We start from the raw sequence: 15075 nt of genomic DNA, 5'->3' as shown, positions 1-15075 counted from the left end.
ACGTTGTTCGATGTTTCATAAACATCGAACGATGGGGAATTCCATGAACGACCAGCCCAACGGCCGCCTGCGGGACCATGTCGTGATCGTGACCGGAGCCGGGTCCGGGATCGGCCGCGCCACCGCGCTCGCCTTCGCCCACGCCGGAGCGCGGGTCCTCGGGGTGGGACGCCGCGCGGAAACCCTGCGGGACACGGCCGCCCGGCATCCCGGTATCGCCGTCCTGGCCGCCGACATCCGCGCCGACCAGGCCGCTCGGACGATCGTCGACGCGGCGATCGACCGGTGGGGACGCCTGGACGTCCTGGTGAACAACGCCGGAGCCACCGCGATGATGTCGCTGGCCGACACCGACGCCCAGCGCATCGGCGACCTGTTCGCCCTCAACGTCACCGCGCCCAGCATGCTCGCCCACGCCGCGCTGCCGCACCTTCGCGCCGGTCGCGGCACGATCGTCAACGTCTCCTCCACCTACGGGCATCGGCCACTGCCCGGTGCGGCCCACTACGCCGCGTCCAAGGCCGCCCTGGAGCAGCTGACCCGCAGCTGGGCGCTGGAGTTGGCCGCCGACGGCATCCGGGTCAACGCGCTGGCCCCCGGTCCCACGGAGAGCGAGGCCCTGGCCGCCGCCGGACTGTCCGAGGCGGCGGTCGAGCAGATCAAGCAGAACGAGGCCGCGAGCATCCCGCTCGGCCGCCGCGGGAGCCCCGAGGAGGTGGCCGCCTGGATCGTGCACCTGGCCGACCCCGAGGCCGCCTGGATCACCGGCCAGATCCTCACCGTCGACGGCGGCCTGGAACTCATCTGAGGCGGCACGCGGGCCGCTGACGGAATGTGCCTCAACTCATTGAGTCAGCAGTTCCAAGCGAATCGAGAATTTGGTCATCGGACCTGAGATCAGCGCAGTTCAGCGGCTACTTCGTTGGAAACTTCTTCATCACTACCGGGATCCCCGGTAGCGTTCTGAACCCTTTTATCGATAGGGAGAAGGGAGGGTGCGATGCTGGAGGAAGTGCTTACGCTCGCGATGACGGGTGCGACAACGGTGGTGGCCGCGATGGCGACGGATCTGTGGGATGACACGCGTGACCGGGTGGCACGATTATGGAGACGCGGTGAGGAAGGCGCGGATGCCGGTGGCGCGGTCGAGACTCTTCTGCGGATCGACAACGCCTCGGTCAGCGGGTCGGCCGATGCGGATCGCACCCGGCAGGCTCTCGTCGGGGCATGGCAGATCCGGTTCGAGGAATTGCTCACAGAGCGCCCCGAAGTCGCCGTCGAGGTGGCCGCATTGATCGCCGCGGTAGACAAGAAGATGTCGGAGGCGCGGCGGCAGTGGGTGCAGAACGTGGTGGCCACGCACGGCGGACACGCGTACGGGGCCCAGCACGGTGACGTCCACGTCCACCACCATGGACCGGGAGAGGCCCGGCCGGCCGGATCGTAACCGTCATGGCCGACCATGATCGACGACAGACGGTATTCGGCAGCGGTTTCGCCTACGCCGCCTCTCACGCCGACGTCAACGTTTTCCACGGCCGAGGGCCGCTCTACATGCTGACCGAATACCGTTCCCGGCGCGAGCAGGATCCGACGCAAGCGTCGTCGCCACCGAGCAGGCTGCTGGACGCCCGCTACGAGATCGTGCCGTTCGTCGGACGCGAAGAGGAACTCGGCCGGCTCGTGGAATGGCGAGATGGTCCGGCCGGCTTGTCGGTCCGATGGCTGCACGCGCCAGGTGGCCAGGGCAAGACGCGACTCGGGGCCGCGTTCGCCGGACTGAGTGGTCAGGCGGGGTGGAAAGTGGTCACCGCGGTGCACGGTTCCGCGACCGTTCTGCGCTCCAGCGAGCGGCACGAGGACCTGAGCTCAGCCGGCCATACGGGGCTGCTCGTGCTCGTGGACTATGCGGACCGTTGGCCGCTGTCTCACCTGACGGTGTTGTTCAGCAACCGGATGTTTCAACAGGCACCGTGCCGGGTGCTCCTGCTTGCCAGGACAGCCCAGCCGTGGCCCGCCGTACGCGCGGCGCTGACCGGTCTCGCGATCACGGCCGAGACCGGTTCGCAGCGACTGTCCCCGCATCACGAAGCGAGATCGGAACGGGAGTACATGTTCGCCGCCGCCCGTGACGCGTTCGCCGCTCGCTATCAGGTCGATCCCGCGAGGATCGGGTTTCCCGACCTTTCGCACTCCGACTTCGGGCTCACGCTCGCGGTGCACATGGCGGCACTGGTCGCCGTCGACGCTTCGGTCCGCCGGGAACCGTCCCCCACCGGCCTGGCTGGGTTGTCCGCTTACCTTCTCGATCGGGAGCGCCGCCACTGGGCCGTGCTGTACGCAGGCGGTGCCGAGGGACTGTCGTTTCGGACCCCGCCTGAGGTGATGTCCCGCACCGTTGTCACCTCCGTCCTGACCGGCCCGCTTCGCTACGAGGTCGCCGCGGAGATACTGCGGCGGGTCGGCGCCGGGGAGGCGGCGGCGTTGCAGGACCACACCGTGTGTTACCCGCCATTCGACGAGGAGACCGTGCTCGAGCCGCTGCGCCCCGACCGGCTCGCCGAGGATTTTCTGGCCCTCGCCCTGCCCGGTCACGACATCGACGGCCACCCGCCGGACCCGTGGGCGGCCGACGCGGTCGGGCGGCTCATCGGGTTGACCCTCGGCACGGAACTCGTCGGTGCGTTCGGCGTCCAGGGCGAGATCGAGCGCGTCCGGCGCGAGCGAGCGGACCTGCCCGGACCGGACTTTCACCTCCATTCCGATCTAGATAGCTGGTCGCTGCCGTATGTTCCCGAGTCACCGTGGCAGCGATCGGCGATGACCATCCTGGTCGAGACCGCCGCCCGCTGGCCGCACGTGGCGCGAGGATGTCTCTACCCACTGTTGCTGGCCAGGCCCGACCTGCCGGTCAGGGCGGGCGGGATGGTACTCGGCGCCTTGGCGGACTTTCCCGATCTCGACCCCGGACTGCTGGCCCGGATCGCGGCGCGGCTGCCGCACGGGCGGCACGCAGACCTGGACCATGCGATGGCCGCCGTCAGCCAGCGCCTGCACGACCATCTACTCACTCAGGACCCGGACGATACGACCAAAGCTGGGTCATACCGCATGCTCTCCGTCCGACGGTCCGGAGCCGGTCAGCCGGCGAGGGCCCATGAGGCCGCGCAGACGGCGGTCGCCCTGCGCCGCCGCCTCGTCCAGGAGCAGCCTGTGGACGCGGCCCGGCAGGCCGCGCTCGCCGATGACCTATGTCTTCTGGCGGACACGCTCCGCGCCGGCGGACGGGCCGATGAGGCATTGGCGGCGGTGGAGGAAAGCCTCTCCTGGCATCAGCGCATGCCCTCACCGCGCCTGCCCGTGCGACTGTGGCTGCAACACCCTCCGTGGCGTCCGGTGTTGTCCGACGGTGACGCCGCGCAGGCGCGGGCATTGATCACCCGCAGTGTGATCCTCGCCGACCTCGGAGAATACGACGAGGCGCTGGATTCGGCCTCCACCGCCGCGACGCTCCAGTGGAGGCGGATGACAGCCATGACGGGACGCCGGGCTGTCCGCCGGTGGCGGCGTGAGGGGACGGCTCCGATCGAGCCGGGACTCGCGCACGTTCTGGCGAGCCTGGCCGGGCGGCTTTCCGAACTCGGTCGCCACGAAGAGGCCCTGGCCCCCGCCCTCCAGGCGTGCACCGCTTACCGGCACCTCGCCGCCATGCGGCCCGGTGAGTTCCTCGATCGCCTCGCCGAGGCACTGAACCAGGTAGCCGACCTGCTACGGCTCACCGGACGGGCGGCGGAGGCCACGGCGGCCGCGGAAGAACATCTGGACCTGCTCCGCCGCATGTTCGCGCGTGACGCGGCCGCGCGCCTACCCTTGGCAATGGCCCTGGTCAACCTGGCGAGTGTCCACTACACCGAGACCCGCAGGTGGGACGACGCCTTAAGGGTCACCGACGAAGCCATCGGCCTGTGCGACGATGCGCCGGGGGTCCGATCCGCGTGGTTGCTGGAGATCTCGGCGGCGGCTCTGGGCAACAGCGCCTCCTACCTGCGTGCGCTGGGGCTCTGGGATGAGGCCGGAACGCGTTTGGAGAGGGCGGCGGAGCTGTACGCCGAACTCGTGGCCGCCGGATACGAAGAGTTCCGCGACGATCTGATCGACCTCACCGAGAACCTCGCTTCACCGGCCGACGCGCCGGAATTCCTTCTGGAGCACGGCGATGAGACGCTCGCGTACGCGCTGAGAGTCGCCGCCGCCGTCTCCGACCCCGCGCACGGGCGGGAGGTCGCGGACCGCTGGGCCGAGGTCATGCGCATGTTCGACGACATGGTCGCACACGAGCGAAAGGTCGGCGGCGGGTCTCTCGCGTCCGCGCTGTCCGTGCAGGCCACGCTGAGGAGCACGTCCGGTGACCACGCTGCGGCGCTGGCCCCCGGCGCCGAGGCAATCGCGATCTATCGGCGCCTGGCCGCACGCGACACCAGCGTCCTGCCGCACCTCGCCCTCGGTTTCCACGGCCACAGCGTCGATCTGTCGGCGGCCGGCCGGAAGTCCGAGGCGATGGACATCGCCCGAGAGGCGGTCGCCCTTTATCGGCAACTGGGCGACGACCACCGTCCCGGACTCGCGAACGCCCTCAACAACCTGAGCATTCGACTGGCTGAGGCCGAGCGATGGGACGAAGCACTCCTGGCCGCAGAGGAAGCGGTCGAGCCAGGCGCCGTATCCGATGACCTGGCCGAAATCGAACGCGCTGGTCGGCTCAGCGACCTCGCAAGGATCCTGCTGCACTCACACCGGCCAGCCGAAGCGCTCGATCGAGTCGAACAAGCCATCGCCATCTGTCATCAGCACCGGCAGGATCATCCGGAAATGACGTGGCGGCTGTTACGCACGGCCAATGGCGCCAAGGTCGCGATCCTTGAGACGCTGGGTGCGTCCCGTGAGGCGGCGGATCTGCGGCAAATGCTTACGATCGAAGAGAACCGGCACGCCCTGGCCATGACAGCGAAGACCCGCAGGCTGCGTCTTCGTGAACGCCTCTACGTGTGGCTCACCACCCCCAAGTGACGAACACGGCTACAGCGACAAGCGGCCGGCGTTACCGACGTGACTCATTCCGCGCTTGAAGAAGGCGCCAGCGGCAGACGCAGCACCAACCGAGCGGCACGAAGACCGTCCTCAGCGGTCAGGGTGCCGCCGTGGGGGCAGCCCGTAGCTTCCCGACCAAAAGGCCCCGAGCGCAATGCCGCGGCCCTGCTGCCGTCGCGGCGATCGAGGTCTGGCAGGCCCATCTGGCTGAGCAAGAGCCGAGCAGCGGCGCCGCGCCGAGGAGACCGCGCTCGGCGAGCGCCGACCGACTCGGTACCCGCGGCGTGGGATGTCGGCTCACCGGCGGTGGCAGGAGCCGTCCAGAGGGAAAGGGATGAACGCCGAAAGAAGCCCAGAAGGAGGCCATGGGTGGAACGGAGCCGGCCCTGGAGACCGGCCCTTTCGGCGTTACCTGGTCTGCGTCCCTTCTACGGGCGGCCGGCGACGGCAAGGTTGACGCCGAGGGCGATCAACGCGGTTCCGGTGAGGCCGTCCACGGTCTTGCGTACGGCCGGCTTGGCGAACAGCCGGCGCAGTGCCCCCACGATGTTGGCCACCAGGAGGAACCACAGTACGGTCCCCGCCACCGCGACCAGCGACAGCACCAGCGCGTCGCCCGGCCCGGCGTCGCCGGAGACGAACTGGGGCACCAGCGCGATGAGGAACAGCGCCGCCTTGGGGTTGAGCATGTTCGTCAGCAGCCCCTCGGCGAACGCCGCCAGCGGGCCGCGCCTTCCCGAGGCGGGCAGATCCAGTCGCAGGTCGCCGCCCTTGCGCAAAGCCGCACGCCAGGCCTTGACCCCGAGATACAGCAGGTAGCCGGCCCCGACGACCTTGACCACGGTGAACGCCATGGCTGAGGTCGCCAGCAGAGCCGCGATGCCGCTCGCCGCGGCCAGCACCCAGACGAACACCCCGACCGAGACCCCGGCCGCAGCGGCCATGCCGTACGCGCGGCCGGACACGGCGGAACGCCGGACGACCACGGCGAAGTCGGGCCCGGGAGACATCGCCCCGAGTGTCATCACACCAGCGAAAGCCGCCATCTGCGCCAAATTCGTCACGGCGGCCACTGTATGACCTCGCAGACCCCGCCCCACAGAGTCCAGCTCACTGACCACCGACCCTTACCGAGCATCGAGGCGGGCCGGCAGCGCGGCCGCGGCCGCCGACCGCGCGGCCGCCCTGGAACTGCTGACACGATGAGTTGAGGCGTCGCAAGCAGATCAGAGCGCAGCCGAGGCTGAGGGAGGCCTCGTGGACGTCGTCACGGACTTCCCGGCGGATGCGCGGTCGGCGGAAGTGATGCCGGTGTAGGGCGCGAACAAGATGCCCTGCAGGGCGAGGCGGTCATCGGGTCGCCTACGTCCTGGCCAACGGGCTCGACGCTGATGTGTGGGCAGCAGTGGTTCGACGACCGCCCGCAACTCGTCACCGACCTTCAACGGCTTCGGCCGCGCCACCTGCCCACGCCTCTCGCCGTCGCTACAGCGAGAGATCAAAGCACGGCAGAGCCCATTCTGTCAGGAGCTCTCAACCGCGACACGACGGGAGAATCTCCGGCCTTCAAACCGGCGAGGAGTTCAATTCAGCCAGTCGGTGTAGTGGGTGGGGGCGATGCGGGCGCCGTCCTTGGCGGTGAGGACGTCGCCGGGGACGGCGGCGAACATGCCGCCGTCGTCGTCGGTGGTCACCGAGCGCTTGTCGCCCCTGGCGGCGAGGGTGATCCGGCCCAGCTCGTCCAGCGGGTACACGTCGGGGCCGGCCAGGTCGAGGATGCCGCCCAGGGGTGCCCCGGCCGCGACGTCGGCGACGGTGGCGGCCACGTCCGCCGCGGCGACCGGCTGGAGGGGGGTGCGAGGCAGGCGGACGGTCTCGTCGTCGGCGGTCCAGGACAGGATGTCGCCGATGAACTCCATGAACTGGGCGGCGCGCACGATGGAGTAGGGGATGGGGCCGGCCTTGAGGAGGTCCTCCTGGAGGGTCTTGGCGCGGTAGTAGTCGATGGGGACCTGGTCGACGCCGATGATGGACAGGATGACGAAGTGCCCGGCGCCCGAGCGCTGGGCCGCGGCCAGCAGGTTGTCCATCGAGGTCTGGAAGAACGCGGGGGAGGCCTCGTCGAAGGTCGGGGAGTTGGTCAGGTTGACGACCACGTCGGCGCCGGCCAGCGCCGCGTCCACGCCCTGGCCGGTGAGCACGTCGACTCCGGTGGACAGCGAGTGCGGCACCGCCTCGTGCCCGGCCTCGTTCAGGATCTTCACGACCTTCGACCCGATCAGCCCGGTTCCGCCGATGACTGCGAACTTCATGGCACGTCCTGCCCTTCCTCGGTGATCCATGCCCGCTAACTCGGACATCTGTTATCCGGGATACTACACGGACATTTTTTGTCCGAGTCAAAGGGGGGTGGATAGAGTGAGGAGGTGAAGATGTCCGGTGGGGTCGAGTGGGCTCTGCACTGCTGTGTCGTGCTGACCTCGGTGGAGGAGCCGGCGCCGGCCGCGCGGCTGGCGCAACTGCACGACGTCTCGCCCAGTTACCTCGCCAAGCAGCTCCAGGCCCTCTCGCGCGCCGGACTCGTCCGCTCGGTCCAGGGCAAGGCGGGCGGCTACGTCCTCACCCGCCCTCCCGAGCTGATCACCGTGCTCGACGTCGTCGAGGCCGTCGACGGGCCAGGCCCGGCCTTCGTCTGCACCGAGATCCGCCGGCGCGGCCCGCTGGCCGCCTCGCCGGAGTCGTGCACCGCCCCCTGCGCCATCAAGCGCGCGATGGCCGGTGCCGAGAACGCCTGGCGGGACGCCCTGCGATCCGTCACGGTGGCCGACCTGGCCCGCGACGTCACCTCCGACTACGGCCCCGGCGCGCTGTCCGGGATCAGCGCGTGGCTGAGCGCGGCCGAGGCGTAGGCTCCCGGCCCTCCGGGGATCGGAATGTCCCTGCTCCTGGGCAGCCTGTTCATGACCCGTGCGCGCACCAACCGCTGGTGGACCGTGACGCTGGAGCTGCTCGTCGCCGTACACGGCACCCTCGTGGCGGCGAGGAAGGCGCCGTCCGCCTCCCCCTTCGGTTCCGGCCGCGTCGTTCGGCGTGAACACGGACGTCCGGTCGCCGAAAAGCCCCGACAATCCCGCAAGTGAGACCGTACTCCAGGGCGCTTGCACCATAAAGACTGGACATACCAGGACAAATGCTGTCGGAATGGGGTTTTTCGCGAATAAATGATTCACCCTGCGTAAGGGGCGGTCGAACACTTCCCGATGGTGGCGCATGGACACTGCTCTGTCGTTTCGAGTTCTCGGTCCGCTTGAAGTCCTGGTAAGTGAGCAACGGGTCTCGATCGGCGGGTCACGCCAGCGCATCATTGTCGCCACGCTCATCCTGCGCGCGGGCCGGGTCGTCCCCGTCGACCTGCTCGCCGAGCGCCTCGCCTCCCAGGCGCGGTTCGCGGAGAGCGCGGGCGACCTCGCCGGAGCCGCCCGGCTGTTCGCCGAGGCGTGCGGCCTGTGGCGCGGCCCGGTCCTGGCGGGCATCGAGAGCGTGTTCGTCGAGTCGGAGGCGCGAAGGCTGGACGACCGCCGGCTGACGCTCACCGAGGAGCGCGTCCAGCTGGAGCTGGCCCTGGGCAGGCACCGGGAACTCATCGACGACCTCGCCGTCTTCGTCGACGCCAACCCGCTGCGCGAGCGGCTGCGCGCCCAGCTGATGCTGGCCAGGTACCGGTGCGGGCGCCGGGCGGAGGCGCTCGACACGTACCGGATCGGGCGGATGCAGCTGGTCGAGGAGCTCGGCATCGAACCGGGCACCGAGCTGCAGGCCCTGCACGACGCCGTCCTCCGCGACGACCTGGAGCTGACCCCGGCGCCCGCGCCGGCCGCCCGCCCGGACGCCCGCGCCCGCCCCCGAGGCCGCCGCGGAACCGGAACCCGTCACAGCTCCCGCTCCCGCTCCCGCCGAGCCCACGGCGGTCCAGACGGCCCAGGTCGAGCACCGGGTCGCCTCCCGCTTCCCCGACGGCCGGCTCTTCGTGAACCTGCGCGGCTACGACCTCGACGCCCGGCCGCTGACGCCCGGCGCGGTCATGGACCGCTTCCTGCGGGCCTTCGGCATCGGCGGCGAGCGCATCCCCGAGGACCTGGACGAGCGCGCGGGCCTGCTGCGCACCGTCATCGGCAAGCGCCAGGTGCTGCTGGTGCTGGACAACGCCCGCGTCATCGACCAGGTCAGGCCGCTGCTGCCCGGCTCGGGCACCTGCTGCGTGATCGTGACCAGCCGGGACCCGCTGGGAGACCTCGCCCCCAGGGAGGGGGCCAGCGTGATCCATCTGGAGGTGCTGGGCCGCGACGGCGCCGACCAGATCCGCTACCGCTTCCACGACCTGGTCAGGTTGTACGCCAGGGAGTGCGCCCACGCCGAGGAGGCGGCCGGGGACCGCGTCGCCGCGATCACCCGCGCCCCGAGCTGCTGGCTCGCGCTGGCCGAGGAGGCCCACCAGCGGGAGTACGGCGGCGCCTTCACCCAGCTGCACGGCTCGGTGCCCCGCTGGCGGCCCGCCGACTCGGTTGAGGACGACATCGAGGTCATCCGATGTGACCGCCTCGGCGGGCTGATTCACGAGTACGTGCGGGCCGCATAGGTGGCCGAGTTCTTGGCACCCACACGTCTCGCTCAGACGCTGTGACGGCGTGACGTCCTCAGCCGGTCGCGGCCGGATGGCTCCGCCACGCCGATGCCGCCGCCCGGGGATCCTCCCGCGCGCATTCGGCGGCGTACACGCCGATGAGCGCCGGGAAGCGGTAGCGGTTCCGGCCGACCGGTTCCAGCAGGTGGTTGGCGGTGAGGACGTCGAGAAGCTGCTTGGCGTGCACCCAGGTGACGCTTGCCAGCACCGCCGTTTCCGAGACCGTGATCACGGGCTTGTGAGTCCGGCCGAGCAGCCGGAACATGCGCGCCGCCTGGGGCGACAGCTCCAGATACGAGGCGGCGAACACGGACCGCAGGCTGGCGGTGGCGTCCCCGGCGATGGTCAGCCGGTCCAGCCGGCCCTGCTCGGCGGCATACCGGTCGGCCATGTCCGCGAGCGTCATCATCGGGTCGGCGGCGAACTGCTGCGCGACGATCCGCAACGCCAGCGGCACGTGACCGCAGAGTCCGGCGAGGCGCTGGGCGTCCGCGGTCTGTGCCGCCACCCGTTTCGGCCCGGCGAGATAGCTCAGCAGATCCAGCGATTCGTGGGGAGCCAGCGGAGCGAGGCAGATGCGGTGGGCTCCGTCCCGGGCGACCAGACCGATCTGCTGGCGCCTGCTCGTCACGAGCACGCAGGTCGGGCCGTTGGGGATCAGTGGTCGCACCTGCTCGGCGTCGGACGCGTTGTCGAGCACGGTCAGCATCCGGCGGTTGTGCAGGAGGCTGCGGTACAACGCCGTCCGGTCCTCCAGAGTCGCGGGCAGCCGCCGTTCCTCCACGCCGAGCCCACGCAACAGGGAGGCCAGCGCCGCCGATGCGCTCAGCGGGTCGCGGTCCGGGTCGAACGCGCACAGGTCGATGAAGAGCTGACCGTCCGGATAGAGGTCGGAGAGGCGGTGCGCGATGTGTACGGCGAGTGCCGTCTTGCCCACCCCCGCCGTCCCGTCGATCACGACCAGCTTGGTGCTCGCGTCCTTGGACTCGCGGTGGGGCATGAGCACGTCCCGCAACAGCGCCTGCTCCTGGTCGCGGCCTACGAAGCCGCGGACGTTCGGCGGCAGCTGCGCTGGCCGCGGCAGCGCCGGGTCGGGGGTGTCCTGCGAGTCCAGCACGGTCAGGGGGAGGTTCGGCGCCGTCTCCGCGGCGCCACGGGCGATCAGGTCGGGGCAGCCGGACAGGATCCGCTGGTGCAGTCGCTGCAGGTCGAGCCCCGGTTCGATGCCGAGCTCCTCGCTGAGCAGCCGTCGCGTCTTGTGGTACACCGCGAGGGCCTGCGCTTGGCGGCCGCACCGATACAGGGCCAGCATCAGCAGCCACCGGAGCCGCTCTCGCAGCGGCTCCTTGACGACCAGGTCCGACAGTGCGCCGGTGACCTCCGTGTGTCGTCCGGCGGCCAGCATCGCGGCGGCCCAGTCCTCCGCAACCGTCAGTCGCGTCTCCGCGAGGTACGTGCGTTCCATCTCCGCGAACGGACCGGGGACGTCGGCGTAAGCGTCACCACGCCACAGGTCGAGCGCCGCGTCGAACGCCTCCAGCGCCGCGTCCGGCCGCCCTTCGGTGTTCAACCGCCGCGCCCGCGCGTGCAGCCGCAGGAACCGCTCGACGTCGATGTCCTCCTGGTCCATGCGCAGGCTGTAGCCGCTGCCTGCGGAGACGATGAGAGCGCCGGACTCCCGCCTGCTTCGCTCCGGCTCAAGGGTCCTGCGCAATCCGGCGATATAGGTGTGCACACAGTTGGCCGCCGACTTCGGGACATCCTCGCCCCACAAAGCATCGATTATCTCGTCCGGCCGTACGACGTCGTTCACCTGGCGTCCGAGCAGAGCGAGGACGGCACGCTGTTTCGGCGCCCGGATCGTCACTTCCCGCCCGCTCTGCCAAACTCTCATCAGACCCAGCAGGTCAAGTCGCATCGGTTCAAGCGCAGCTGACAATGTCGGACGCCTCCTTTCGCCTGCGTTCATGGGTCGCCGAATCCGCGCGGCATTGTTATTCGTTATTCAGCCGTCAAGCCGTCGCCGATCTTTTCTGGATATAACCCAGAATGCAACGCTCGGGACGAAGCGGTCATCGCCCAGATTGCCCTCAGTCCGGTGGCCTTCGCGAAATCACAGTGGGATGTTGCCGTGCCGCCCGCGCGTGCCGGCCTGATGCGTCGCGAACACCTCAAGCAGCCGGACGCGGGTCGCGGCCGGGTCGATGACCTCGTCGATCACGCCGAGGTCCAGCCCGTGGACGAGGTCGCGGTTCGCCCGCCGATGTTCCTGGGTCAGGCGGGCGCGTATCGGTTCGCGTTCAAGCTCCGGGACGGCTTCGATCTCCTTGCGGTGCAGGATGCGCACCGCGGACTCCGCGCCCATGACGCCGACCTCGACGTCCGGCCAGGCGAAGACCGCCGTGGCCCCCAGGGAACGCGAATTCATCGCGATGTAGGCCCCGCCGTAGGACTTGCGCGTGATCAGGGTCACGCGCGACACCCGAGCCTCCGCGAACGCGTACAGCAACTTCGCGCCGCGCCGTACGACGCCGCTCCACTCCTGCTCGACGCCCGGGAGGTATCCGGGGACGTCGACGAGGACGATCAGCGGGATCCCCGCGCTGTCGCACATCCGGACGAACCGGGCCGACTTCTCCGCACTCAGCGAATCCAGACAGCCCCCTTTACGCAGGGGATTGTTGGCGATGATCCCGACCGAGCCTCCGCCCAGCCTGCCGAGACCGATGACGATGTTGGGCGCCCACTTCGGCTGCAGTTCGAGGAAGTCGCCGCCATCGACGATCTCACGCACGAGCGGACGCACGTCGTAGGCCCGTCGCGGCGACTCGGGCAGCAACGCTCGCAGGTCCTTGGGCGCCTCCGTCGCGCCCGTCTCGAACGACCCGGGGCAGCCCAGGAATCCGGCAAGCCGGCGCGCCGTGTCGTACGCGTCGTCCTCCGACTCGGCTGTCACGTGGGCGACCCCCGATTTGCGGCCATGCGCCTCGGCGCCGCCCAGGCTCGTCATGTCGATCTTCTCGCTGGTGACGCCGGCGATCACCTCCGGTCCGGTGACGAAGATCCGGCCGGTCGGCGCCATGATCACGAGGTCGGTCAGCGCCGGTCCGTACGCCGCGCCTCCCGCGGCCGGGCCGAGCACGACGGAGATCTGAGGCACGATTCCGGAGGCCCGGACCATCGCGGAGAAGATCCGGCCTATCCCGTGCATCGACTGGATGCCGTCACCGATCTTCGCTCCGCCGGAGTGCCACAGGCCGATGACCGGGCACCCCTCGCTCGCCGCCAGGTCGATGGCCTCGGCGATCCGCAGGGACTCCGCCAGGCCCAGTGCGCCGCCCCGCCGCCTGGCGTCGGTGCAGAAGGCGATGACCTTCACCCCGTCGACCTGGCCGCGTACGGTGGTCGTCGCGATCTCGTCCGTCTGGTGCAACATCACCGGGGACCCGGGATCCAGCAGGCGCGCGAGCCGATGAAGCGGGGCCCGGGGATCGTCGTCCTGGCCCAAAGGCCCGGATGTGATGGAGGATTTCATCACTTGTTCTCCTTGTGGCCTTTTGCCGGGCCGTTGTTTCGGTGAGGCATTCAGTGGCTTATGGCCCCGCGAATACTTGGTGGACCCCGAGGAGACCCGCCTCTTCGCGCGAGCGATTCTCGATATCGGCGGTCCTGGTCGGATGTAAGGCTCGAACGCCGACCGGATCGCCGCCGTTCCCGCGCCGGCGGTGCATGGGGTGTCGCTGCTCAACGAGATTCGCAAATGGCCAGGGGAACGTCTTCTCCGAAATTGCCGCCGACGCAGGAGGTGTCCTGGTCCGGCTATGAATCATCAATTCGGCGCGCCTGATTCGTGGCACAACCGATCGCCCTGACGGCCTGTTTCAGTCGGCCTACAGATGGCCTTCAGACGCCCCGGCGCAGACTGAGTCCGACGTACGGCCCAAACGTGCGCGACCGGATCGGAAAAAGGGAAGGTCACGGATGTCGTCCACTCTCTTCGGGGTTCCTGACGATTTCGACGTCGTCGTCATCGGCGGCGGGCCCGCCGGCGCGACCGCCGCGGGTCTGCTCGCTCAGCGAGGTCGCCGCGTGCTGGTGCTCGAGAAGGAGCGCCACCCGCGCTACCACATCGGCGAGTCACTCATTCCCGCGGTCATGCGGCCCATGGAGGAGCTCGGGCTGACCGAGCTCATGGACGCCCGCGGCTTCGAGCGCAAGTACGGCGGCAGCCTCGTCTGGGGCAACCAGCAGATCCCCTGGAACTTCTCGTTCATCAAGGGCGGCAAGTTCACTCACGCGTATCACACCCGGCGGGCCGACCTGGACGCCCTCATCCTGAATCGGGCGCGTGAGCTTGGCGCGTTCGTGATCGAGGAGGCGACCGTCAAGGACACCGTCGAGAACGAGGACGGCCGTGTCATCGGGGTCCGCTACCAGATCCGTGGCATGGACGAGGTGCGCGAGGCCCGCAGTTCGCTGGTCGTCGACGCGTCGGGGCAGGCGCGTCTCCTGAGCCGCAAGTACGCCGACGTCACGTGGCACGACGAACTGCGGAACGTCGCCGTCTGGACCTACTTCGACAACTGCCACCGGCTCCCGGGCGACGAGTGGACGAACATTCTCATCGAAGGTCTCGAAGAGGGCTGGTTCTGGGCCATTCCCATCGAGAAGGGCAACATGAGCGTCGGCTACGTGACGCGCTCGGAGACGGCGGGCGCGACCGACATGTCGCTCCAGGAGCTCTTCAACGCCGAGCGGGAGCGCACCACCCGCCTCAAGGAACTGCTCAAGGACGCCCACCAGGCGAGCGGTTTCCGTACGGCGCGTGACTGGTCCTACACCGGTCACAAGTTCTACGGCAACGGCTGGGTGCTGGTCGGTGACTCGGCCGCGTTCGTCGACCCGCTGTTCTCCACCGGCGTGGCCCTGGCGACGCTCGCCGCGAGCGTGCTGTCGAAGATCATCGACAAGATCCTCGACAACCCGGGGATCGAGCAGGTGGCCCTGCAGCGCTACGCGGACGCGTACAGGTCCTTCTTCGACGAGATCCGCGTGTTCGTCGAGCGGTTCTACGACCGGACCCGGCACAAGGAGTTCTACTACAGCCTCGCGCAGGAACTCGTCGACCCGGAGAAGAAGAACGAACCGTCGAAGGACTTCGTGACGCTGATCTCCGGGCTCAGCGGCCAGCACGCGCTCTTCAACATCGATCTTGAAGACATCCAGCTTGATTCGCTGACCACCGCGGTCTCCTGACCCCTCCGGGCGGTGGACACGGCGCCGCCACCCGGATCACCCCTCGTCCG

11 protein-coding genes and 1 pseudogene are annotated in these 15075 nt (G+C 69.3%); 8 read left to right on the top strand and 4 right to left on the bottom strand.

The window, feature by feature from the left end; translation table 11 throughout:
• Positions 1-31 precede the first annotated feature (31 nt).
• The 3 genes from ACVCAG_RS14775 (at position 32) to ACVCAG_RS14765 (ending at position 5067) form a co-directional block, all read left to right on the top strand.
• Positions 32-808 carry a glucose 1-dehydrogenase gene (locus ACVCAG_RS14775; RefSeq protein ID WP_440083653.1) on the top strand — a complete coding sequence of 259 codons (777 nt, stop codon included), beginning with the start codon at positions 32-34 and terminating at the stop codon, positions 806-808.
• Positions 809-1000: 192 nt separating this feature from the next.
• Complete coding sequence (locus ACVCAG_RS14770; RefSeq protein WP_440083652.1) at positions 1001-1447, top strand: hypothetical protein; 447 nt, start codon at positions 1001-1003, stop codon at positions 1445-1447.
• A gap of 5 nt (positions 1448-1452) precedes the next feature.
• Complete coding sequence (locus tag ACVCAG_RS14765) at positions 1453-5067, top strand: hypothetical protein (RefSeq protein ID WP_440083651.1); 3615 nt, start codon at positions 1453-1455, stop codon at positions 5065-5067.
• A gap of 449 nt (positions 5068-5516) precedes the next feature.
• On the opposite strand, the gene ACVCAG_RS14760 is transcribed toward ACVCAG_RS14765, so the two are convergent.
• Positions 5517-6098 (bottom strand): LysE family transporter, encoded by a 582-nt coding sequence (locus ACVCAG_RS14760; RefSeq protein ID WP_440083650.1) that lies wholly within the window; start codon positions 6096-6098, stop codon positions 5517-5519.
• A 573-nt stretch (positions 6099-6671) separates the two neighbouring features.
• Entirely contained in the window at positions 6672-7400 is a 729-nt protein-coding gene (locus tag ACVCAG_RS14755; protein WP_440083649.1) for an NAD(P)H-binding protein, read from the bottom strand.
• Between the two features lie 120 nt (positions 7401-7520).
• Between ACVCAG_RS14755 and ACVCAG_RS14750 the strand changes: the two genes are divergently transcribed.
• From ACVCAG_RS14750 to ACVCAG_RS14735, 4 genes and pseudogenes are all read left to right on the top strand, one after another.
• On the top strand, positions 7521-7997 hold the full coding sequence (locus ACVCAG_RS14750; RefSeq protein ID WP_440083648.1) for an Rrf2 family transcriptional regulator: 477 nt from the start codon (positions 7521-7523) through the stop codon (positions 7995-7997).
• 24 nt (positions 7998-8021) lie between these two features.
• Entirely contained in the window at positions 8022-8228 is a 207-nt protein-coding gene (locus ACVCAG_RS14745) for a hypothetical protein (RefSeq protein WP_440083647.1), read from the top strand.
• 130 nt (positions 8229-8358) lie between these two features.
• Positions 8359-8865, top strand: a pseudogene (locus ACVCAG_RS14740) (AfsR/SARP family transcriptional regulator); the annotation flags it as partial.
• 250 nt (positions 8866-9115) lie between these two features.
• Positions 9116-9724, top strand: coding sequence for a hypothetical protein (locus tag ACVCAG_RS14735; RefSeq protein WP_440083646.1), 609 nt, complete (start codon positions 9116-9118; stop codon positions 9722-9724).
• A 58-nt stretch (positions 9725-9782) separates the two neighbouring features.
• Here the strand turns inward: ACVCAG_RS14735 and ACVCAG_RS14730 are convergent, their stop codons facing one another.
• Together ACVCAG_RS14730 and ACVCAG_RS14725 are read right to left on the bottom strand one after the other, a co-directional pair.
• Positions 9783-11663, bottom strand: coding sequence for a BTAD domain-containing putative transcriptional regulator (locus tag ACVCAG_RS14730; protein WP_440083645.1), 1881 nt, complete (start codon positions 11661-11663; stop codon positions 9783-9785).
• Positions 11664-11882: 219 nt separating this feature from the next.
• Complete coding sequence (locus ACVCAG_RS14725) at positions 11883-13304, bottom strand: carboxyl transferase domain-containing protein (protein WP_440083644.1); 1422 nt, start codon at positions 13302-13304, stop codon at positions 11883-11885.
• A 446-nt stretch (positions 13305-13750) separates the two neighbouring features.
• Between ACVCAG_RS14725 and ACVCAG_RS14720 the strand changes: the two genes are divergently transcribed.
• Complete coding sequence (locus ACVCAG_RS14720; RefSeq protein WP_440083643.1) at positions 13751-15025, top strand: FAD-dependent oxidoreductase; 1275 nt, start codon at positions 13751-13753, stop codon at positions 15023-15025.
• Positions 15026-15075 lie beyond the last annotated feature (50 nt).

The sequence above is a fragment of the Streptosporangium sp. G12 genome (genome assembly GCF_052983175.1).
Note: the sequence above shows the minus strand (reverse complement) of the source record. Positions and strands in the feature narration are given on the sequence as shown.